Annotated in this window: 21 protein-coding genes; 11 read left to right on the top strand and 10 right to left on the bottom strand. The window is 41.7% G+C overall.

The genetic code is table 11. From position 1 onward, the window contains the following. Positions 1-23: 23 nt before the first annotated feature. The gene (locus tag PAARA_RS06265; protein ID WP_062568227.1) at positions 24-896 is read right to left on the bottom strand and encodes a virulence factor BrkB family protein; all 873 of its coding nucleotides are present in this window, start codon (positions 894-896) and stop codon (positions 24-26) included. Positions 897-982: 86 nt separating this feature from the next. Between PAARA_RS06265 and PAARA_RS06260 the strand changes: the two genes are divergently transcribed. After that, positions 983-1,639 carry a DUF2959 domain-containing protein gene (locus tag PAARA_RS06260; protein WP_062568226.1) on the top strand — a complete coding sequence of 219 codons (657 nt, stop codon included), beginning with the start codon at positions 983-985 and terminating at the stop codon, positions 1,637-1,639. A 131-nt stretch (positions 1,640-1,770) separates the two neighbouring features. After that, positions 1,771-2,862: an MBL fold metallo-hydrolase gene (locus PAARA_RS06255; protein WP_062568225.1), complete on the top strand. Its 1,092-nt coding sequence runs from the start codon at positions 1,771-1,773 to the stop codon at positions 2,860-2,862. Between the two features lie 38 nt (positions 2,863-2,900). On the opposite strand, the gene PAARA_RS06250 is transcribed toward PAARA_RS06255, so the two are convergent. Further along, complete coding sequence (locus PAARA_RS06250) at positions 2,901-3,200, bottom strand: hypothetical protein (protein ID WP_062568224.1); 300 nt, start codon at positions 3,198-3,200, stop codon at positions 2,901-2,903. A gap of 143 nt (positions 3,201-3,343) precedes the next feature. Next, entirely contained in the window at positions 3,344-5,167 is a 1,824-nt protein-coding gene (gene typA, locus PAARA_RS06245; protein WP_062568223.1) for a translational GTPase TypA, read from the bottom strand. Between the two features lie 508 nt (positions 5,168-5,675). Here typA and glnA point away from each other — a divergent pair. From glnA to PAARA_RS06220, 5 genes are all read left to right on the top strand, one after another. Then, positions 5,676-7,082: a glutamate--ammonia ligase gene (gene glnA / locus PAARA_RS06240; protein ID WP_062568222.1), complete on the top strand. Its 1,407-nt coding sequence runs from the start codon at positions 5,676-5,678 to the stop codon at positions 7,080-7,082. Between the two features lie 134 nt (positions 7,083-7,216). Beyond that, positions 7,217-7,741: a DUF4124 domain-containing protein gene (locus tag PAARA_RS06235; protein ID WP_228074387.1), complete on the top strand. Its 525-nt coding sequence runs from the start codon at positions 7,217-7,219 to the stop codon at positions 7,739-7,741. 80 nt (positions 7,742-7,821) lie between these two features. Next, positions 7,822-8,892, top strand: a complete 1,071-nt coding sequence (glnL, locus tag PAARA_RS06230) for a nitrogen regulation protein NR(II) (RefSeq protein ID WP_062568220.1) — start codon at positions 7,822-7,824, stop codon at positions 8,890-8,892. Positions 8,893-8,910: 18 nt separating this feature from the next. Next, positions 8,911-10,296 carry a nitrogen regulation protein NR(I) gene (gene ntrC, locus PAARA_RS06225; protein ID WP_062568219.1) on the top strand — a complete coding sequence of 462 codons (1,386 nt, stop codon included), beginning with the start codon at positions 8,911-8,913 and terminating at the stop codon, positions 10,294-10,296. A 27-nt stretch (positions 10,297-10,323) separates the two neighbouring features. After that, positions 10,324-10,782 carry a cyclic nucleotide-binding domain-containing protein gene (locus PAARA_RS06220; protein WP_062568218.1) on the top strand — a complete coding sequence of 153 codons (459 nt, stop codon included), beginning with the start codon at positions 10,324-10,326 and terminating at the stop codon, positions 10,780-10,782. On the opposite strand, the gene PAARA_RS06215 is transcribed toward PAARA_RS06220, so the two are convergent. Continuing rightward, positions 10,779-11,441, bottom strand: a complete 663-nt coding sequence (locus tag PAARA_RS06215; protein ID WP_062568217.1) for a hypothetical protein — start codon at positions 11,439-11,441, stop codon at positions 10,779-10,781. The two genes, PAARA_RS06220 and PAARA_RS06215, sit on opposite strands and share 4 nt — an antisense overlap. Positions 11,442-11,497: 56 nt before the next feature. Continuing rightward, a complete protein-coding gene (locus tag PAARA_RS06210; protein WP_062568216.1) occupies positions 11,498-11,785 on the bottom strand; it encodes a hypothetical protein in 288 nt (95 codons plus the stop codon). Positions 11,786-12,020: 235 nt separating this feature from the next. Between PAARA_RS06210 and PAARA_RS06205 the strand changes: the two genes are divergently transcribed. From PAARA_RS06205 to PAARA_RS06190, 4 genes are all read left to right on the top strand, one after another. After that, positions 12,021-12,395, top strand: coding sequence for an RNA-binding S4 domain-containing protein (locus PAARA_RS06205; protein ID WP_062568215.1), 375 nt, complete (start codon positions 12,021-12,023; stop codon positions 12,393-12,395). Between the two features lie 434 nt (positions 12,396-12,829). Next, positions 12,830-15,580 carry an aconitate hydratase AcnA gene (gene acnA, locus PAARA_RS06200; protein ID WP_062568214.1) on the top strand — a complete coding sequence of 917 codons (2,751 nt, stop codon included), beginning with the start codon at positions 12,830-12,832 and terminating at the stop codon, positions 15,578-15,580. A 188-nt stretch (positions 15,581-15,768) separates the two neighbouring features. Then, a complete protein-coding gene (locus PAARA_RS06195; RefSeq protein ID WP_062568213.1) occupies positions 15,769-16,656 on the top strand; it encodes a DUF4097 family beta strand repeat-containing protein in 888 nt (295 codons plus the stop codon). Between the two features lie 81 nt (positions 16,657-16,737). Next, positions 16,738-16,983, top strand: coding sequence for a hypothetical protein (locus PAARA_RS06190; RefSeq protein ID WP_062568212.1), 246 nt, complete (start codon positions 16,738-16,740; stop codon positions 16,981-16,983). On the opposite strand, the gene PAARA_RS06185 is transcribed toward PAARA_RS06190, so the two are convergent. The 5 genes from PAARA_RS06185 to PAARA_RS06165 all read right to left on the bottom strand — a co-directional run bounded on the left by PAARA_RS06185 (position 16,980) and on the right by PAARA_RS06165 (position 22,699). After that, positions 16,980-17,519, bottom strand: a complete 540-nt coding sequence (locus PAARA_RS06185) for a DUF4124 domain-containing protein (RefSeq protein ID WP_062568211.1) — start codon at positions 17,517-17,519, stop codon at positions 16,980-16,982. The genes PAARA_RS06190 and PAARA_RS06185 overlap by 4 nt on opposite strands. A gap of 15 nt (positions 17,520-17,534) precedes the next feature. Then, positions 17,535-18,257 (bottom strand): substrate-binding periplasmic protein, encoded by a 723-nt coding sequence (locus PAARA_RS06180; protein WP_062568210.1) that lies wholly within the window; start codon positions 18,255-18,257, stop codon positions 17,535-17,537. Positions 18,258-18,359: 102 nt separating this feature from the next. Beyond that, positions 18,360-19,100, bottom strand: coding sequence for a phosphoadenylyl-sulfate reductase (locus PAARA_RS06175; protein WP_062568209.1), 741 nt, complete (start codon positions 19,098-19,100; stop codon positions 18,360-18,362). 38 nt (positions 19,101-19,138) lie between these two features. Next, positions 19,139-20,836 carry an assimilatory sulfite reductase (NADPH) hemoprotein subunit gene (cysI, locus tag PAARA_RS06170; protein WP_062568208.1) on the bottom strand — a complete coding sequence of 566 codons (1,698 nt, stop codon included), beginning with the start codon at positions 20,834-20,836 and terminating at the stop codon, positions 19,139-19,141. A 48-nt stretch (positions 20,837-20,884) separates the two neighbouring features. Then, the gene (locus PAARA_RS06165; protein WP_062568207.1) at positions 20,885-22,699 is read right to left on the bottom strand and encodes an assimilatory sulfite reductase (NADPH) flavoprotein subunit; all 1,815 of its coding nucleotides are present in this window, start codon (positions 22,697-22,699) and stop codon (positions 20,885-20,887) included. Between the last annotated feature and the right edge of the window lie 16 nt (positions 22,700-22,715).

The following is a 22,715-nucleotide window of genomic DNA, read 5'->3' as shown; positions in this document are numbered from 1 at the left end:
TGCTCTCCTTAGGTGCAGTTGGTTTAAATATCTATATCAGGGGTGTCTTCAATTTTTTCCGGGCTGATACAAACGGTAAACTCTGCACCGAGTAAAACAACAATCCACGACAAATATACCCATACAAACAAAATAGGAATGGTCGCCAGGGCCCCATAAATAACCTCATAGGATGGGAAATGACTGATATACAGTGCAAAACCTTTTTTCGTCAGCTCGAACAACATGGCTGCAAATAAAGCCCCTGGTATTGCCGCCTTAAATGGAACTCGTGTGTTAGGTACTAAAGTATAGAGCATAATAAAGCCCACCATGGAAATAACGTAAGGTAAAAGCTTTAATAAGAATCCACTAAAACCGGGGATCCCTTGATCTGCAAAAGACACTAACGACACAATATAAGAGGTCACGCCAATACTTGCCCCCAATAACACAGGTCCTAAGCTTAAAACCATCCAATACACGGCAAAAGAAATCATCATCGGCCGTTTTTTCTTGATTCGCCAAATACGATTGAGGGTAGCATCGACATTTCTAATCAATAACAACGACACAGCCGCTAAAAAGCCGACCCCGACTGCCGTCATCTTATTTGCGTTACCAGCAAAAGAACTGATATGCTCTTTAATAACATCAGTCGATGTGGGAACTAAGTTAGTAAATAGAAAGTTTTCGATTGTCACTAAGGTACTCTCAAACCCAGGAAATGCAGAAAATATCGCCACGCCCACGGCAACAAGTGGTACAATCGATAGCAAGGTCACATACGCCAAATAGCCAGCATTAACCGTAATTTGATCATCGATACATCGCGTCAAATACTGCATCCACCAACTAGGTTGCTGCTTTAGGAAAATACTTATTTGCAGCTTAAAACGACTGAGCTTCTCATCCATAGAATCAACTTTCTGCTAAAATGTTTTGATAATCATAGCAATCCGCCACATAATTTGAAATGACAGGCATCCAAAAAGGGAACTCAATGAAAAAACTGACACTTTTAAGCGCACCACTATTTGCAGTTACCATGGCATTATCAGGCTGTCAGTCAGCTTATTATTCAGCCATGGAGTCTGTAGGTGTCCATAAGCGCGATATTTTAGTTGACCGTGTTGAAGAAACTAAAGAGTCTCAACAAGAGTCACAAGAAGAATTTCAATCAGCATTAGAGAGGCTGACCACATTAATCAACTTTGATGGTGGCGAACTACAAGATGCCTACAACCAACTCAATGATGATTATGAATCAAGCCTTGCAGCTGCGAATCAAGTAACCACCAACATCAACAAAGTTGAAGATGTAGCCGAAGCGCTATTCGATGAATGGAGCGATGAGCTTGAGCAATATAAAAGCGCTTCTCTAAAGCGTGAAAGCAGCAAAAAGCTTAATGCAACCAAGCGCCAATTTGACCAACTGTTACGCTCAATGCGCAGTGCTGAGAGTAAAATGGAGCCTGTATTAACATCGCTTCACGATAACGTGCTGTATCTAAAACACAACCTTAATGCACAAGCTGTAACAGCTATCAAAGGCGAGTTTACGAATCTAAAACGCGACATCAAAATTTTAATGGATGATATGAATAAGTCGATTGAAGACTCAAATAAATTCATTGAGCAAATGAATAAAGCAAGCTAATCATCTTGCGCAAATTTCACTAAGCCTACTTAAACGTAGGCTTTTTTATGTAACCTCTTGTTACTTTTTAATGATTTATCTTAAATCTTATTTTGCTAAACTCGTGGCAAAGAATAAAAAGTAAGCATGTTATGCATTTAAAAACACTTCCTACACTTATCGCCGCAGCACTTTTAGCAGCTTGTAGCCACTCTAACACTGTTAATGTTATTGCTGGCGAAGGTACGATTACCCCGTTAAAAACCGAAGGAGAGCAGGCTGGTCGTTACCATAACCTTTACCCCGGTGAAAAAGAGTACCCAACAACCTGCACCGACAATTGCTATGAAACGTCTGAGCTGCTTGTATGCAACGACAGCAACTCACAATGCCACTATCAAGGCGAACAAATAGTACCTAAAGTCGATTCAGGCTTTACAGTTCGCTGGTTAGGTCATGCAGGCTTTTATATTCAATCACCCAGTGGTGAGCAGTTGCTGTTTGACCCCGTTAAGGATCAGTTTGATTCACCTGTAGACTTGGCCTTCAAACTCGCAGGCGGTATCTATCGCAAACCTGGGGCTTGGCCAACACAAACAGAGCTTGATGGCCTAGATGCGGTGATGTACTCACACATCCATTATGATCATTTTAACAAAGCGGATATAGAAGAAATTGGCAATGGTCCACGCTATTTAGTGCCTTTAGGATTTGCAGATAATTTTCCTACCGGTGGTTTTACTATCTCAGAGATGGCGTGGTACGCAAGTACCAAGATTAATGATTTAACGATTCATGCCGTGCCAGCTCACCACTTTAGCAGCCGTATCTTAGTGCCTTTCATTTATGAAGATCACAATAAAGATTTATGGAATGGTTGGTTACTCGAACAAAACGGAAAAACCTTATTTTTTGCTGGCGATACCGGTTACTCAAAACATTTTCGGGATATTAAACAAAAATACGGCGAAATTGATGTGTGTTTGATGCCGATAGCGTCCTATTACCACCAAGAAAGCGGCAAATGGTACCGCTATGTACACACAACACCTGAAGATGCGTTAAATGCAGCTGAGGAGCTAAGCTGTAAAGTGATGATCCCATGGGGGTATGGTAACGCAAGCTGGCAAATGGGCGACCATTCTAGTCACTCTGCATTGCTACGATTACTGCATATGCAAAAAGACATGAGCAGCCAAGTACCCGTATATATACTGAATGAAGGTGAGCAAGTGTCACTGTAGTAAAACCTTGCCCCTATCAATCTAACACACCAAAACGGTTAGACTTTCGTCTCTTTTATTAAACTATGAAGTAAGTCTAATCGTTTATGTAATTGTTTATCTGCATAGTATTGGGCAATACTTACATTAAAAATCATTAGTAAAATAAAGTAGAAAACAGGCTGGTCAATCGTTTCAGGAAAGAAGTATTGCACAACTAAAAGCGTGAAAATAAAACTTGCATACTTACTGATAATAGACCACCACTTAGGTCTGAGCGCATCTATTTTCTCATTGATGGATTCATTACGCTGCATCTGAGAAAAAGCAATTTGCGCGTCCACTTGATCCTTGTCCATTAAATCGATTCCTTTGTTTTTGTAGGCAGTCTTATTTTACAAGTTAAGAGTTGTCACTAGAAGCTCTTTATTTTAAAGGCCTAAAAAAACCGCCGTATTTTTCAATACGACGGTTTTTATATTTTTAAAACTAAAAGACGTTATTAGTCTTTAGCTTGACGGCTCGCACGTTTACGGTCACTTTCAGTTAAGTGACGTTTACGAATACGAATGCTCTCAGGTGTTACTTCCACTAACTCGTCATCATCGATGAACTCAATCGCTTGCTCAAGCGTGTAGTTTAGTGGTGGCGTTAATGTTTGCGCTTCATCAGTACCTGATGCACGAACGTTAGTAAGTTGCTTACCTTTAAGTGCATTTACTGTTAGGTCGTTGTCACGGCTATGAATACCAATAACCATACCTTCGTAAACTTCAACACCGTGACCGATGAATAGCTTACCACGGTCTTGTAAGTTAAATAATGCATTAGTAAGTGCTTTACCCGTTGCGTTCGCAATCATTACACCATTCTTACGCGCACCAATAGTACCGCCTTTATGTGGACCGTAGTGATCGAATGTATGGTAAAGAAGACCAGAACCAGAGGTTAATGTCATAAATTCAGTTTGGAAACCAATTAAGCCACGACTTGGGATCATAAAGTCCATACGTACACGGCCTTTACCATCTGGAGACATGTCTGTTAGTTCACCCTTACGAAGACCAATTTGCTCCATGATAGAACCTTGGTGCTCTTCTTGACAGTCGATTGTAAGTGTTTCGTATGGCTCTTCTTTTTGACCATCAACTTCACGAAGGATTACTTGTGGACGAGATACAGCAAGCTCGTAACCTTCACGACGCATGTTCTCGATTAAGATACCTAAGTGTAACTCACCACGACCAGAAACACGGAAGCTATCTGGGTTATCAGTTTCTTCAACACGTAGTGCTACGTTGTGTACAAGCTCAGCTTGTAAACGCTCAAGGATATTACGTGAAGTGACGAATTTACCTTCTTTACCAGCAAATGGTGATGTGTTTACAGAGAAAGTCATTGTTACTGTCGGCTCATCAACGCTTAGTGGTGGTAATGCTTCAACGGTATTTACATCACAGATAGTATCTGAGATTTTTAACTCACCAAGACCTGTAATTGCAATGATGTCGCCTGCGCCCGCAGATTCTGCTTCGTGACGCTCAAGACCTAAGTAACTCATTACTTGGCCAACTTTACCGTTACGCTTAGTACCGTCTGCACTCACAATCGTTACTTGTTGGTTAGGACGAACAGTACCACGCTTGATACGACCTACACCGATAACACCGATGTATGAGTTGTAGTCAAGCTGAGAAATTTGCATTTGAAGAGCACCTTCAGGATCGGCATCCGGTGGAGATACTTCGTCAACGATCATCTGGAACATAGGTTCCATGTTGTCAGATGGCGTGTCTAAATCCATTGTTGCCCAGCCGTTGATAGCTGATGCATAGATTACTTTAAAGTCTAACTGTTCATCAGTTGCACCTAGGTTATCGAATAAATCGAAAACTTGGTCCATAACCCAGTCAGGACGTGCACCTGGTTTGTCGATTTTGTTGATAACAACAATCGGCGTTAAACCTTGTGCGAATGCTTTTTGCGTTACGAAACGCGTTTGTGGCATTGGACCTTCTTGAGCATCAACAAGTAGTAATACTGAGTCAGCCATCGAAAGTACGCGTTCTACTTCACCACCGAAGTCGGCGTGTCCTGGGGTATCTACGATATTGATATGGTAGTCATTCCAAGAGATAGCTGTATTTTTAGCTAAAATGGTAATACCACGCTCTTTCTCAATGTCGTTTGAGTCCATTACGCGCTCTTCGTTACCGCCGCGCGTTTCTAATGTGCCTGATTGCTCAAGCAGTTTATCAACCAAAGTTGTTTTACCGTGGTCAACGTGGGCGATAATCGCTATATTTCTTAACTTTTCGATGCTCATATTTTTTCTCAGAGAAATTGAATCTCATTGATCCTGCAAGATCTACGCACTCATCTGAGTTTTCACCAGATGTCCCAGCATAGGATTTAAAAGGGCGCATATTATCCCTTAATAATGGCATGGATGAAAGTTTATCCAATGTAAATTTATAAACTTTCTTCAAGCTTTTTCTAAGTATCTGTTTTATAAATGACAAATTTATGAACTTTGTTCATTTCAAACAGTAAGAATTGGCGAAATTCTGAGTTATGAGCCATATTTTCAGAGTAAATCAAGCTCAGAGTTCATTTATTAGGTATGCTCAATTTCTGTGCATTTGGCATTGTGAAAAAGCAATGCACCACAATGAAACTTTTACGCACCAAAGTTGTGCAAATAGTTTTAACAAAACCCTATTCTATTTTTTTTTATAAGCCTAAACAACATGTTAAAAATATGGCATGAAATCAGCTTATATAAAACAAAAGCAATAATGCAGCAAAAATAAAACCCAACAATTGGAGGACACATGTCACAATCGGTTTTAGATTTTATCAAAGAAAATGACGTTAAGTTCATTGATTTACGCTTTACTGACACCAAAGGTAAAGAACAGCATGTTTCTATTCCTCATCACCAAATTGATGAAGAGTTCTTTGAAGACGGCAAAATGTTTGACGGTTCTTCAATTGCTGGCTGGAAAGGCATCAATGAATCAGACATGGTACTAATGCCTGTACCTGAGTCTGCTAAAATGGACCCATTTTCTGAAGAAGCTACTTTAATCGTACGTTGTGACGTTGTTGAGCCTTCAACACTTCAAGGTTACGAGCGTGATCCACGTTCTGTTGCAAAACGCGCTGAAGAATACATGCGTTCAACAGGTATCGCTGATACTGTTTTATTCGGCCCAGAGCCAGAGTTCTTCCTATTTGATGATGTAAAATACAAATCAGACATGTCTGGTTCTATGTACAAAATTGATGATATCGAAGCTGCATGGAACTCAGATAAAGACTACGAAGGTGGCAACAAAGGCCATCGTCCAGGCGTTAAAGGTGGTTACTTCCCATGTTCACCTATTGATTCATCACACGACTGGCGTTCAGCTACATGTTTAGTTCTTGAAGAACTAGGCCAAGTTGTAGAAGCTCATCACCATGAAGTTGCAACTGCGGGTCAAAACGAAATCGCAACACGCTTCAATACCATGGTATTAAAAGCAGACGAAATCCAAGAGATGAAATATGTTATCCATAACATGGCTCACCTTTATGGTAAGACAGCAACCTTCATGCCTAAGCCTCTTGTAGGTGATAACGGTTCTGGTATGCACTGTCACCAATCTTTAGGTAAAGATGGCGTAAACATCTTCGCTGGTGACAAGTACGCGGGTCTTTCTGAAGAAGCACTTTACTACATCGGTGGTATCATCAAGCACGCTAAAGCAATCAACGCATTCGCTAACGCGTCAACTAACTCGTACAAACGTCTAGTACCAGGCTTCGAAGCACCAGTAATGCTTGCATACTCTGCACGTAACCGTTCTGCTTCAATCCGTATCCCTGTGGTACCGTCTGCAAAAGCACGTCGTATCGAGGTACGTTTCCCAGATCCAACAGCTAACCCATACCTAGCATTCTCAGCAATGCTTATGGCTGGCCTTGACGGTATCAAAAACAAGATCCACCCTGGCGACGCTATGGATAAAGATTTATACGACTTACCAGCTGAAGAAGCTGCTGAGATCCCACAAGTTGCCTCTTCACTAAGCGAAGCACTTGCTTCTTTAGACGCTGACCGTGAATTCTTAACCCAAGGTGGTGTATTCACTGACGATCTAATCGATGCATACATCTCACTGAAGAACAAAGAAGTTGAAAAGCTTAACATGACAACTCACCCAGTTGAGTTTGAAATGTACTACAGCGTGTAATTGCGCTGTAGCAGAATTATCTATATCAGATAATAAATGTGTGTTCTCAAGCCCGCTTTGCGGGCTTTTTTAATGGTAATTCGACGTATTCTCCTCTACAGTTTTAAATAGATTAAGAAATGCAGGGTTGCAGAGTGAAAAGCATAACTTTATTGTTAGCAGTACTAATTTTTGTTAGTACTTTTAGCCATGGTACCGCTCAGAAGAAAGTGTATTCGTGGAAGGATAGAAATGGTGTTTTAGTCTTTTCTGATACACCACGTCCAGGCGCAACTGAAGTAAAGCTAAATACGCAAAATCTCACTATGCCAGCGACCGATACGAGCATTCTAGATAGCAGCCCGAACGTTACACCGGTTAATTTTAAAGTGACAATAGCCTCACCTGAAAATGAAGCCACCGTTAGAGAGAATACTGGTTCCGTTTATGTAACAACTCGTATTAGCCCACGCTTTGCAACAGGCTTTAAGGTACAACTCCTTGTTGATGGCACTCCTTTAGGTGTTGCCAGTAGCAGTACAACCTTTGCACTTAGAGAAGTCAATCGAGGCGAACACACACTGCAAGCTAAGCTTTTTAATGAGAATAATAAACTCGTTTCGGTTAGCCCAGTAAGCACCTTTTTTATGCATCGAGCATCTGTATTAAACAGCAATTAACTTTTTAAAATAGATACCTCACAATGCAGAATGGCTGTGCTAAGCTATGCTCAATCGCAACGCACTAAAATGGTGCAAACATGCTCAGTAATACTCCCTTCGACTCAGAAATACTCGACAGTATCTGGAAAAATTTAAGTACTGCCGTTATCTTGCTCGACCGAAACTTCAAACTGGTTTATGCAAATGACAGTGCAAGTGAGCTTTTAGGTTTAGGTCCTAAACGTATTATCAACCAACCATTCGATAATCTATTTAACTATCACTCAATTGATTTAAAACGCATCGCCCAGTACTCACTGTTCGATGGTGTTGATTGCCATCAGCATAGAGCTGACGTGGTGTTCATCGATTCTCGCCATGCTAAATTAACAATCAGTACGCGACGGCTCAGCAGCAAAAATAAAAACTACATTTTATTTGAATGCCGCCAAATGGACGATGAAATTCGTCACGATCAAGCCTCTAATCAAATGCATCAATATCAAGCTGCGCGTAATTTAATACGTGGTTTGGCGCACGAAATTAAAAATCCGCTAGGTGGAATTCGCGGAGCGGCGCAATTATTGCAGTATGAGGTTGATCAGCAAGAACGAGATCAATGTGCAGAGCTTATTATTGAGCAAGCAGACAGATTGCGAGAGCTAGTCGACCGCTTGCTTGGCCCGAATCAGTTGCCCCACAAATCCTATGGCAATATTCACCAAGCACTTGAGTCAGTAATCAAGCTAAGCATGCTGGATAATAGTGCGAATATCACCTTAGTAAAAGACTATGATCCGAGCATACCTAATGTGTATATAGATCAAAGTAAAATTCAACAGGTGGTGTTGAACATTATTCGTAATGCCCAACAGGCTCTCGTTGATGGTGGTGAAATCAGAATAAAAACCCGTATTAACCACCAGCATAGACGTCCTGGTAAAGCGCCGAAAAAAACCTTGCTGATCCAAATTTCGGATAATGGTCCAGGTATAGATAAGAATCTAAAAGAAACTTTGTTCTATCCCATGATCACCAATAAAGAAAATGGTTCAGGGCTTGGTTTATCCATCGCGCAAACCTTGGTTGACCAGCATGACGGACACATAGACTGTGACAGTTGGCCTGGCCATACAGAATTTAATATCTATTTGCCTTTTACGGATTAATGGTTTTTTGGAGTAATCATGAAAACAGTCTGGTTAGTTGATGATGATGCCTCAATACGCTTTGTATTAGAAAAAGCGCTGGCAAGAGCAGGATTTGACACCCAAAGCTATGCAAATGCACAAGATGTACTTAATGCATTAAAATTTAGCCAGCCCACAGTGCTCGTCTCTGACGTGCGTATGCCAGGTATGGACGGCATGGCATTGCTAGAAACAATTGCTGAGCAAAATCCTGGCTTACCTGTGATCATCATGACTGCCCACTCAGATCTCGACTCTGCAGTTAATGCGTTTCAAAAAGGGGCATTTGAGTATCTTGCCAAACCGTTTGATTTAGATGAAGCCGTAGCATTGGTAGAAAGCGCATGTCGTGCTAACTCAACAAAAAAAACCAAACGTAAATTAGCGCCGCAAACCAATGCGCATATCATCGGTGAAGCACCTGCTATGCAAGAGGTGTTTCGTGCGATTGGTAAATTATCAGCTTCAAGTATGAGTGTGTTAATCAATGGCGAATCGGGTACAGGTAAAGAGCTTGTCGCCAGTGCCCTACACAACCACAGTCCACGCAAAGAAAACCAGTTTATCGCTCTCAATATGGCTGCCATTCCTAAAGAATTAGTCGAATCTGAATTATTTGGCCATGAAAAAGGCGCATTCACAGGAGCTGACAGCATTCGTAAAGGTCGCTTTGAACAGGCAAATGGCGGCACATTATTTTTAGACGAAATTGGTGATATGCCGCTTGATGTGCAAACTCGCTTATTACGCGTGTTAGCCGATGGTGAGTTTTACCGTGTTGGTGGTCATCAAAGCATAAAGGTCGATGTGCGAATTATCGCCGCAACTCACCAAAATCTCGAAGACTTGGTTAAACAAGGGAAGTTTCGTGACGATCTGTTCCACCGTTTAAACGTCGTGCGTTTGCGCCTACCCGCCCTACGAGAACGCACCGAAGATATTGAGCGCCTCGCACAACATTTTTTACATAAAAGTGCTAAAGAGCTGCAAGTCGAAAGCAAAATTTTAAGCCCTAAAGCCACTGAGCAATTACGCCTATTCAATTGGCCTGGCAATGTTCGTCAACTAGAGAACACCTGCCGTTGGTTAACTGTAATGGCACCGGGTGAGCTTATCAGCGAGCAAGATTTACCTCCCGAAATTATTGCCGCAGCTCCCACAGAGCAAGAAGGCGACTGGCTAGATGCATTTCAGCAATGGCTTAATCTTGAACTTAAACAAGGCAAAGAGAATATTTGGCCTGCGATTCAAGCACAATTAGAAACTCGCTTAATTAAAACTGCACTTGCAAACTGTGCAGGCCACAAACAAGAAGCAGCCATCAAAATTGGTTGGGGGCGTAATACGTTGACCCGCAAGCTAAAAGAGCGCAATATTAGCTAAATTTCACACTATGAACACAGTGAATCAATGAAGTTAATCGAGCATATTCCGCTTATTAAACAAATGGAAATCATTAACAGACTGTCGTTTTTTAGAGAGTTTTCTCTCAGTGAACGACAGGTGTTATTAGAATCGTTTAGTCACTTATATTTAGTACAACAAGGCCGTGCGGTTTTTAAACAATTTGATAATGACAAACGCCTTTATATTGTACTAAGTGGCTCTCTTACCGTGTTTAAGCAAAGCCATTTAGTTGAGCTAGGCAGCATAGAGCCTGGTGAATTTATTGGTGAAGGCGCGTTTATCAATAACCGTGAACGAAGTACTAGTGCGCGAGCTAAGATCGATACTATCGTACTTGCAATCACACCAGAAGCGCTTACTCGACTACCAAATGTAATCCGTGAGAAAATAAAAGATCGTATCATCGAAGGTATGAGTGAACGCATCATTAAGCTCAGTAATTATCTAGAGTCACGCGGCTAATCCATATACACAATTTGTAACGAGCAATTCAACCAGCTTGGTTCATTAACCCGTGCTGTGTAACGGTAGGTGTCTGATGGTTTCATACCAAATGGGGTACTCACTTCTGGCGTTAAATGGCTGTAACTTTGCGAATAGTTTTTATAGTAAATAACTAGGTAGCCATATAAGTAATCCCAATCAAGGGAGACTTTTCTACCGCTTGTAAGGGTAAAGTGTGCCTGCTTATTATTAAATGTAACAGCAAGATCATTATACTTGTCTTCAACACATCCGGTGGTGAGTACACGAGTCGGCATAGTAAAACTAGTTGTGGTATTTTTAGCTCTTAAATAAAAGCCAATATTGCCATGATTGTAAAAGTGATTTGCGGCGGTGGTGTATTTGATCTCAGGCTGATAACCCAGTCGCTGCATGATACCAGCTAAGATCTCAGTCTGTTCAGTCAAAATTTTATCTTCGGATAACATCAAAGTCGCGTCGCCAAACTCTCGCGGCACACTCAGTTGCGTGTATTTATAAGGTAAACGCTGAGCACTTAAGGCTAAATCGAGCTGAGCTTGCTGCTGTGCGTCTAAGTTTTCTGTATAAACATAAACAGTTGGCTGTTGGCAACCAACTAACAATAGCAACACACACCAAATATACATCCTGTTCATACTATTCCCCCAAAAGATTACAAATGTAGTCTATTAAAGGAAAGCTGATTAATCAACTAATTTAAATGGTAACTTAGCCATTTATCAACACTGCGTCGAGTGTAAAGAATATCTTTAAATAAGCGGTGAACCTGATACTCAAGTAACTTTTCTTTACTCTCCTCTCCATAGGCAAGCTGGCTGTGGTTATCATTAAAACGTGAAATTAACGCGAAGCCTTGTTCTGACTTTTCGGGCTGTGCTTTGATTGCTTTTGTTAGCAAAGCTCGCACATCATCTGCGGCTAATAGTGACGAATCCTGTAACCCCATTAACTCTTTCCTTAGTGCTGATCTTACGCCCATTACTACTTCTCCAGAACGAATTTAAAATGAAACGAGATTGCTTATAGCAATTAGTACACCAATTTAAAACGCGCGCAGTGTAACCAGAAAATACTGCAATTTTTTTACTGCTTTTGAAAAATATCATTCTTTTTTGCGAGCCAATTTTAACCCTTTGAAGAAGTTAAAAATTTAATCTTGGTTCAATCCAGTGCTAGGCTTTATAATGGCTACGATTAAATTATGAGAGACCAACATGAACGAAGATTTCATAGAAATTGAACTAGAAGAAGAGCCTATAGAGTTATGTAATTTGCTAAAAGTGCTCGACTTAGTCGAAACCGGAGGCCAGGCAAAAGCACTAATAGGTGAAGGTTATGTTGGAGTAAACTATGAAATTTGTACAATAAAACGGAAAAAATTATACAGTGGTGATGTGCTCGCTTTTGATGGTGAGTTGTTTCAATTAACATTAAGCGAAGATGCAACACCGAATCCTCGCCCACCAGAAACACCGAAAAAAGCACAATCAGAAACGAGCGAAACAGCACCGAAAAAAACAAAACGCAAGCGTACTAAAAAACCAAAAGTGGACGAAAAAACAGGCCGTCGCCCTATTTCATTTGGTTAGTTCAAGGTTGCTTAGTTGCTATAAATCACCTTTAATTGAGTTGGATTATAACAGTAATAAAAGGTGGTTTTGACACCTCCAACTTAGCTAAAACTACTTGCTTAAGCAGTAAGCCTCGCTAGCATCTTATTACTGGCAATACCATTTTGTGTCATTATCATTGGCTTGGTACTGCTTTTTGTTAGCCATAAAAGTCAACATGAAGAATGGCTCAGCTAAACATTCTTTTTTTTAATAGTCACCTTAATTAACTGACTATTTATCTCCCCTTGCCCTTGAAATAAATCGTGTCGGCATCAACACTATTTAAGTAGCATACTTTTTCGTCAGCAAAATAAATTTACTAGCTGGTATTAAGTTTGCAACAGGCTAGTGTATATCTCGAAAAGGAAACACAAAACAAGCTCGGCTTGTTAAAACCACAGGGGCAAATAATGAATAACAGTTTTGATACCCAAAAACAGCTTACAATCAATGGTGAACAATACCATATTCACTCTTTACAAGGCTTAGGCGATAAAGCAAAGCGCTTGCCATTCTCATTAAAAATCTTACTCGAAAATCTGCTACGCAATGAAGATGGCGTTAATATCAAAAAGCAAGATATTGAAGCTTTATTAAACTGGGATCCACAAGCTAAACCATCAGCAGAAGTAGCGTTCACGCCTGCCCGTGTTGTCATGCAAGACTTCACAGGTGTACCCGCCATTGTTGATTTAGCCGCGATGCGTGACGCCATGGAGAAACTCGGCGGCGATCCAGCAAAAATTAATCCTCTTTCACCCGCTGAACTTGTGATTGACCATTCAGTGCAAGTTGATGGTTATGGCGAAGATGGCTCATTCGACTTAAATGCGAAACTTGAATACGAACGCAATAAAGAACGTTACGAATTCTTACGCTGGGGACAAACTGCTTTTGATAACTTGAAAGTTGTGCCACCAGCAACGGGTATCGTTCACCAAGTCAATTTAGAATACCTAGCCCGTGTGGTGTTCAATGATGAAAAAAATGGTAAATCACTGGCTTACCCAGATACCCTTGTCGGCACAGATTCACACACAACCATGATTAATGGTCTTGGGGTACTTGGTTGGGGCGTAGGTGGTATTGAAGCCGAAGCCGCCATGCTAGGCCAACCAATCAGCTTACTCATTCCACAAGTTATCGGCTTTAAGCTTAATGGTCGCCTGCCTGAAGGCACGACTGCGACTGACCTTGTGCTAACCGTAACAGAAATGCTGCGTAAACACGGCGTAGTGGGTAAATTTGTTGAGTTTTATGGTGATGGACTTGCTGATTTACCACTTGCTGACCGTGCTACTATCGCCAATATGGCGCCAGAATATGGGGCAACCTGCGGTATTTTCCCAATTGATGATGAAACCATTAACTACCTACGTTTAACTAACCGCGATGACAAACAACTTAAACTCATCGAGGACTATGCAAAACATCAAGGTTTATGGCGAAACCCTGGTGATGAAGCCCACTACACAGATACCCTTGAGTTATCCCTTGATGATGTAGTACCAAGTCTTGCGGGTCCTAAACGTCCACAGGATAGAATTGCCCTTGATAAAGCGGGCGACATCATTGGTGAACACTTAAAGGGCTTCCAAGATGAACGTATGCAGCATCGCGATAAAAGTGATATTCAAGAAGCGCGCATTGAAGATGAGGGCCCTACAACCAACCCAGATGAGCCAGTCAACGAAGCACAATTTATGGGGGCGGCTAAGGTTAACTTTAAAGGCGAGGAGTTTGAGCTTAATGACGGTGCGTGTGTCATTGCTGCAATTACAAGCTGTACAAATACCTCAAACCCAAGTGTTATTTTAGCAGCGGGTTTAGTCGCTAAAAAAGCGAAACAATTAGGCTTAAAAGTGAAACCTTGGGTTAAAACCTCATTGGCACCTGGCTCTCAAGTAGTGACTGACTACCTGAAAAAAGCAGACTTAATGGATGATTTAGATGCGTTAGGCTTTAACCTTGTTGGTTATGGCTGTACAACCTGTATTGGCAACTCAGGCCCACTGGCTGATGAGATCAGCGAAGCCATTCAAAAGCACAAACTGGTAGTCAGCTCTATTTTATCAGGTAACCGAAACTTTGAAGGTCGTATTCACCAAGATGTGAAAATGAACTTTTTAGCTTCGCCACCACTTGTTGTCGCCTACGCTATCGCAGGCCGTACAGATATTGATGTGTACAACGAGCCGCTAGCACAAGACCCTAATGGTAATGATATTTACCTGAAAAATATCTGGCCGAGTGTCAGTGAAGTCAATGAATTAGTAAAAGAGACCGTAACCAAAGAAATGTTCGCATCAAGCTATGGCAATGTGTATCAAGGCGATGATCGTTGGCAGAAAATTCAAATTCCTGATGGCAAACTGTACGATTGGGATGATGCCTCAACCTACATTAAAAAAGCGCCCTTCTTTGATGGTATGGAGATTGAGCCTCCAGGAATTCCAAGCATCAGTGGCGCACGCTGTTTAGCAAAATTAGGTGACTCAGTCACCACTGACCACATCTCGCCAGCAGGTGCTATTAAAGCCGATGCCCCTGCAGGCCTCTACTTACAAGAGCATGGCGTGCAAAAAGCACAATTTAACTCATATGGTTCGCGCCGTGGTAACCACGAAGTGATGATGCGCGGTACTTTCGCTAATGTACGTTTACGTAATTTATTAGCCCCAGGTACCGAAGGTGGTGTGACCCGTATGCAACCGAGTGATGAGCTTGCCAGCATTTATGATGCTGCTATGAAGTATCAGCAAGATGGCACGCCACTGATTATTTTAGCAGGCGCGGAATATGGCACAGGTTCTTCACGAGATTGGGCAGCCAAAGGTTCACTACTGCTTGGTGTTAAAGCCGTTATTGCACAAAGTTATGAGCGTATTCACCGTTCAAATCTAATTGGTATGGGTGTATTACCTTTACAATTTAAAGACGGTGAAAGCTATGAGTCATTCGGTCTAACTGGCCAAGAGTCATTCGACTTTGAAGGCCTGTATGACAAAACCAATGAAGTAAGCGTCATTGCCACTAACAGTGAAGGCAAACAAATTAGCTTTAGTGTTGATGTGCGTATAGATACGCCTAAAGAGTGGGATTACTACAAACATGGCGGTATTTTACAGTATGTACTTCGTAATATGCTGGCTGAGCAGTAATCACTTTGTAAGTTAACTAAGGGGCTGAATTTTCAGCCCCTTTTTTGTTTAAAACACCAATAATTTGTAGTTTAGACCAACACACTTATTTACAAAAAATGAAAAGCATATAAAAATCAGCATGTTAAAGTTGGACCATAGTTTGCAAATGCTAACCAGATAAAAATCACAATAATTTTGGAATCCATATGACAATTGCATCATTCAAACGCGCAATTTGCGCAACTGCCATCACATCTAGCTTATTATTAACTGGTTGTGTGATTCATGTATCTCCGGGTCAAATCGCAGAGCAAAAACAACAAGATTTAAGCGTGTCGGCTGCAAATTTAAGCACATTCAAAATCGATGCCGAAGCAGGCTCACTGACCATCAAAGGCGATAGTAACGCTTCAGCTATCACAGTAAATGCCAATATCTATGCGGCTAAAGGCGATGAAACCTATACCCTAACTATTGAAAAACACGGCGACACCGCAGAGCTTATCAGTAAGCTCAATAATGGTAGCTTATCGTTTTACAGAGGTTCATCACCTCACATTGATTTAATCGTATCTGTGCCCACCAACCTTAAACTTGATATCGATGATGGCTCAGGTGATATCGTTATACGTGCGATGCAAAACGACATTCGCATTGATGATGACTCAGGGTCAATTGTGATTGAAAACGGTCGCAATATTAATATTGATGATGACTCAGGCGATATTCGAATTAGCAATGTAAGCGGCAATATAAGCATTGAAGACGACTCTGGCTCGATTATGATAGAGCAAGGCCAAGGTCGCATTGATATTGAAGATGACTCTGGCGATATCCACATTGAGAACAGCCAAGGGCCTGCACGTATTATTGATGGTTCAGGTAGTATCAGCGTTAAAAAATTGGCTGGTTTGCTGGCTATCGAAGATGGCTCTGGTGATATAGATGTGAGACATATAAATGGACTCGTTACTATCACCGATGGCTCGGGCAGTATTTATGTGAATGATACACTAGGCCTGACAATTATCGAAGCGGGCTCTGGCGATTTAAGTATCGATAACATCAATGGCCCAGTTAAATTGGATAGATAATCGACAATTGCTTGATTTAGAACAATCCAGTTAATAACAACAGCACCTACACTTTAATTAAGGCAAAAGTGAGGTGCTTGTATGACTGAACAAACCATCATTCGAATATTAAAAACCTTCATCATTTTAGGTATTTGCTTAATCGTATTGGGGCATTCTTTATTAGCCGGCAATTACTTAAGTGAAAGCATGGGTGTGCATGGTATTATGTTCAGCGCAGCATGTATTGCTATCGGCGTACTGTTTTCATTGCCTACCAAAATTTACCTCACTATTTTGCTGATGAAAATGGAAAGTGATCTGACAGCACAAAACAGGCTGAATTAGTTACCGCTTTGCTCTTGTAGCTGCTTTTCAAGTTGCTTATTGCGTTGCTCCATAAGCTGTTTTACTTGCTCTGCTTCTTGCATCATCTTTTGCACATTTTTAGCATCGTACACCCCAAGTGCGGGCGGTGTTACGTCAGCTTTAACGGTTGATGATTGCTTTTCATCAGCTTGAAAAGTTTCTGCAGGTAATACAGTAATATCGTTCGGATCTAAGCTAACAACTGTACTCGAATAATTAGGGTGAGGTGTATCAGCATAGTGCCACTGACCATGCTCATCTTGCCATTTATACACGACAACAGGTGCATGTGCGTCTTTGCTAAAGCTCAATTTCTCAGTTAACTTTTTAGCTTGTGTGCTTAATGCATCGGCACCTTGCGAAGCAAAGTCACTCACATCACCACTCACTTTTTCAGAGTAATGTTCGAACATGCTCAGTTCTAAGTAAGGTTTACCATCTGGCTTTTTAATATAAAATAACAGCACAACACTGATCAGCAGCAACATGACGGCAAAATAACAAAAACGCTTCATCCTTCCATTTACCTACTATTGATAGCGACTCACAATCTTAGCAAATTCTCCTGAAGCTTTAAGACTTTTTATAAAGTCATTAAACTGCTCTTTGATTAAATATGTTTTTGCTGTTGCTGAAAACTGTAATTGGAGTGGCGCTTTTCCCACATTATAGGTGCTTACGGTTAATTTTTTGAATACTTCATCCCGGCTCACATACCAGTTTAATGCATCTAGAGAGATAGCGGCGATACGCTGATTATGATCCCAGTCCATTAATGCTAAGAGCATCTCTCGTTCTGAATAAAAATTCTCACGGTGCATCGCCCCGCTGTCAAAATAATGTTCAAATTTCGGATAAGTATAAGCATAACGACCCATAAATACATAGCCTGTTAGCTCATCTATGGGTGGTATATGACAGCCATGTGGCATGACTAACACATCCTCTACAAAGCTAATCGCCTCACTCCAATAGTACTGGTTACTCCCTGTATACCAATCTATAGATTCAATGCGCCCATCTAATAACCCATCATCAAGCATTTTTTGCGAGCGCTTTTCAGGCGCATACGAATACTGTACCTCAATAGCATATTGCTCACTAAAGCGTTGCAGTATATCTTGAACAATACCGCCTTGTTCGGCATTGATAAAATGATAAGGAGGGTAATCGCTGTCTGGTAGACCAATCTGCAATACTTTTGACTGGCAAAACGGCACTACAAAAAATAAGAAAACGACAAAACGACTCATCGACGACTCCATACTACTAATAAGCCGCGAATTGTACACAAAAGACACAAAAAAAGCGCAACCTAAGTTGCACTTTATGAATTTTCTGATAGGAAAATAGAATTAAATACCATCACCATCAATGTGCAAGCCACATTCACGGTTTAAGCCGAAGAAACGCGTCTCTTCTTCTGTCATACCAGGTTCAAGTTTACGAGTTGTATGAACATCACCCATAGATACATAACCTTGTTCCCAAAGTGGGTGATATGGTAAATCATGCTTAGTTAGGTACTGATAAATATCACGGTTGTTCCACTCAATAAGTGGATACACTTTCACAGTACCACGGCTAATTTCAACAATTTGCTTGTCAGCACGGCTAGATGATTGCCCGCGGCGTAAACCACTAAACCAGGTGCCCGCTTCAAGCTCGTTTAAAGCACGAGTCATTGGCTCAACTTTATTCAGTTGATTGTACTGCTTAATACCGGCTTCACCTTGCTCCCAAAGTTTACCAAACTTGGCTTCTTGCCACGCAGGACTAAGCTGTGCTTTATAAACTTTAAGATTAAGCGATAATCGCTCCGTCATTTGCTCGATGAACTGATAGGTTTCAGGGAACAAATAACCAGTGTCAGTCAGTACCACAGGAATATCTGGCTGCTGCGATGTCACTAAGTGCAACATCACCGCCGCTTGAATACCAAAACTAGACGACAAAAAGTGCGTGCTTGGTAAGTTTTCAAGAGCCCACGCAACACGCTCTTCAGCGCTTTTATCAGCCAGAAGACCATTAATATCAGCCAGCATAGCTGTTTGGTCTTCTTTGCTCATCGTTAAGATGTCTTTAAATTCACTCATGGTTAATTCCAAACCTTAAAGCGGTGTCGCTTATAAAATTATGCGTGAAAATCGGTTACTGAAACTTTAACTTCAGCAACAATGCCTTTGCGAATAACAAAATCACCAAAACACTCGCCTTCATTACGCTCACTTGCCCATTGGCCAATTAGCTTATCGAATGCCTCTAGGTAAACGTCTTCGCCAACATTTTCTAAATACAATTTTGGAATACGCGTGCCTTCACGGTTCCCCCCTAAGTACACGTTGTATTTACCAGGTCCCTTACCAACCAAACCCGCTTCTGCCAACATTGCGCGGCCACAGCCATTCGGACAACCCACAACACGCATAATGATGTTGTCATCGCTCAGACCATGCTTAGCTAATAATGCTTCCGTTTTCTCTATTAAGCTTGGTAAGTAACGCTCAGCTTCTGCCATCGCTAATGGACAGGTTGGTAATGCTACACACGCCATTGAGTTTTTACGCTGCTCTGTATGGCTGTCATCAATTAAGCCATGGTTGCGCGCAATCTCTTCGATTACCGCTTTTTGGTCAGCCGGAACACCTGCGATGATCAAGTTTTGGTTTGCCGTCATACGGAAATCACCTTGGTGAATTTCAGCAATTTTACGACAGCCTGTTTTTAGCGGTTGATTTGGGTAATCTAAAATACGGCCACTTTGGATAAACAGCGTTAAGTGGTGCTTGCCATCAATACCTTCAACCCAACCGATGCGGTCACCACGGTGCGTGAACTCATACGGGCGGCTCTGCTGAAATTGAACACCAGCACGTTTTTCAACTTCAGCTTTAAATACATCAGAACCTACACGGTCTAATGTGTATTTAGTTTTCGCATTTTTACGATTTGAGCGGTTACCCCAATCACGCTGTACAGACACGACGTGCTCAGCAATTTTCAAGGTGTGCTCAAGTGGGATAAAACCAAAGTCATCTGCTTTACGAGGATACGTTGCTGTATCACCGTGAGTCATCGCAAGACCACCACCCACTAACACGTTAAAGCCAACTAACTTGCCGTTTTCTGCAATTGCCACGAAGTTTAAGTCGTTCGCATGCACATCCACTTCATTGTTCGGTGGAATTGTTACTGTGGTTTTAAACTTACGCGGTAAGTAAGTTGAACCTAAGATTGGCTCTTCAGTGGTTTCACTCTTTTCGCCATTTAGCCAAATTTCAGCGTACGCTTTGGTTTTTGGTAATAGGTGCTCAGAGATCTTCGCAGCCCACTTGTAAGCTTCTTGGTGAAGCTCAGACTCAACTGGGTTCGTTGTACATAATACGTTTCGGTTTACATCGCCCGCGGTTGCAATTGAGTCAATACCCACGCTATTAAGCATTTGGTGCATGCCTTTAATGTTTGGCTTAAGCACACCATGGAACTGGAAAGTTTGACGCGTGGTTAAACGAATACTGCCATAGCTGGTTTTCTCTTCAGCAAACTTATCAATTGCTAACCATTGCTCAGGCTTGATGATACCGCCAGGCATACGCGCACGTAACATTACGTTATGTAATGGCTCTAATTTTTGTTTAGCGCGCTCAGGGCGAATATCACGGTCATCTTGCTGATACATGCCGTGGAAACGGATCAGTTGGAAGTTATCAGCAGTAAAACCACCGGTGATCTCGTCTTTTAAATCTTGCTCAATTGTGCCACGTAAAAAGTTACTTTCTCTTTTCAAACGCTCGTTATCAGAAAGCTTTACGTTTTTGTCTTGTTCGCTCATGGTATTTCCTAAATTTGTTACAGTGACGGCTGTTAGCTTTAAACGTGATTAGTACACGTCTTTCTGATAGCGGTTTGCGCTACGTAAATCTTTTAAATATTGCTCAGCTTGTTCATCATCTTTGCCGCTATTTTCTTTGATAATGTCTACAAGCGCCTGATGAACATCTTTCGCCATACGGTTTGCATCACCACAGATATACAAATGTGCACCGGCTTCTAACCAAGCAAATACTTCTTGGCTGTTTTTGCGAAGTTTGTCTTGAACATATACTTTTTCCGCTTGGTCACGGCTAAACGCCACATCTACTTTAGTCAGTAAACCTGACTTCAAGTAACCTTGAATTTCAACTTGATATAAGAAGTCTTGAGTAAAGTGTGGGTTACCAAAGAATAACCAGTTTTTACCACTTGCTTCACGAGCATCACGCTCTTGTAAAAACGCACGGAATGGGGCAATACCCGTCCCTGGACCGACCATGATAATGGGCGTTTCATCATTAGCCGGTAAACGGAAGTTATCGTTGTGCTCGCTGAATACTTTTACTTTACAGCCTTCTTGTGCACGACGTGCTAAATAGCCAGAGCAACCACCTAAGTGTTCGCTACCGAATGCATCAAACTCAACCAACCCCACCGTTAAGTGAACTTCTTCTTCAACTTCAGCTTGGCTAGATGCAATCGAATATAAACGTGCTTGTAGTTTACGTAAGCAATCTACTAAGGTTTGCGCTTCCAATTGAGCTGGGTTTTGACGAATAATATCGAAGATTTGGCGAGGCTCGATGTACTCACGCATTGCTGCTTTATCTTCAACTAACTTTAATAATTCAGGGTTGCCCGTTGCTGTTGCGTATTTTTCAACAAAGCCTGGGTATGACTGAGTTAACTCTAGCTTTTCGATTAGTGCGTCACGAATACTTAGCTCGTCGTCGCCGAGTTTAACCGTGCTAGATGCATCGATTTGTGTAAGCGTGAGCACTTCATCAACAAGTGCTTCGTCATTTAAAAAGTAGACGCCTAGCGAATCACCCGGTGTATAGGTGATGTCTGAACCTTCCAATGAAATTTCAACATGACGCACATCTTTGGTTGAATCACGACCCGTAATTTTTTGCACAACGCTTAGCTCTGCAGCAAATGGGTTTTGCTTGGTGTATTGGCTTGCCGCAGGTGCCGCTGCACCAAATGGCATCGCCACAACTTGACCACCACTTGCTTGCTGTTGTGCTTTAAGGTCAGGTTCAAACGCATCAAGTGCACCATCAATCCACTTAGCAGCTTCATCATCGTAATCAACATCTAAGTCAGCACGCTGGAAAATAGTCTCTGCGCCAAGCTTGTTAAAACGCGCTTCGAAATCTTTTGCTGTTTGGCAGAAGAACTCGTAGCTTGAGTCACCTAAGCCAATCACAGCCACTTTAACACCATCTAGTTTTGGTGCTTTTTTAGTCGTTAAGAATTCATGCAGGCTTTCAGCGTCTTCTGGTGGCTCGCCCTCACCATAGGTTGAAACAACAACCGTGATGAACTTTTCTTTTTTCAGGGCAGTTGGTTTGTAGTCAGCCATGTTGACTAGCTTAACGGTAAGACCACGCGACTGGGCTTGTTCTTTTAACTTAGTCGCAACGCCTTTTGCGTTACCCGTTTGCGAGCCGTATAAAATAGTCAGTGGTGCAGCATCACCCGTAGCTGGAGCGGCAGCAACACCACCCGTTATTGCACCTGCGTTGGCATTAGCAGCTAAGTAACCACTGACCCACGCTTGCTGAATTGGATTAAGTTCAGCCACTAAGCCTTGCAGCTTTTGTACTTGCTCTTGCGATAGCGGGCTCGCCGCTGCATTTAGTTGACTTAACAACATGAATTTATTCCTCGTA

The sequence above is a fragment of the Pseudoalteromonas arabiensis genome, assembly GCF_001550155.1.
In the GTDB taxonomy this organism is placed as follows: Bacteria; Pseudomonadota; Gammaproteobacteria; order Enterobacterales; family Alteromonadaceae; genus Pseudoalteromonas; species Pseudoalteromonas arabiensis.
This window is presented reverse-complemented; position numbering and strand designations above follow the sequence as displayed.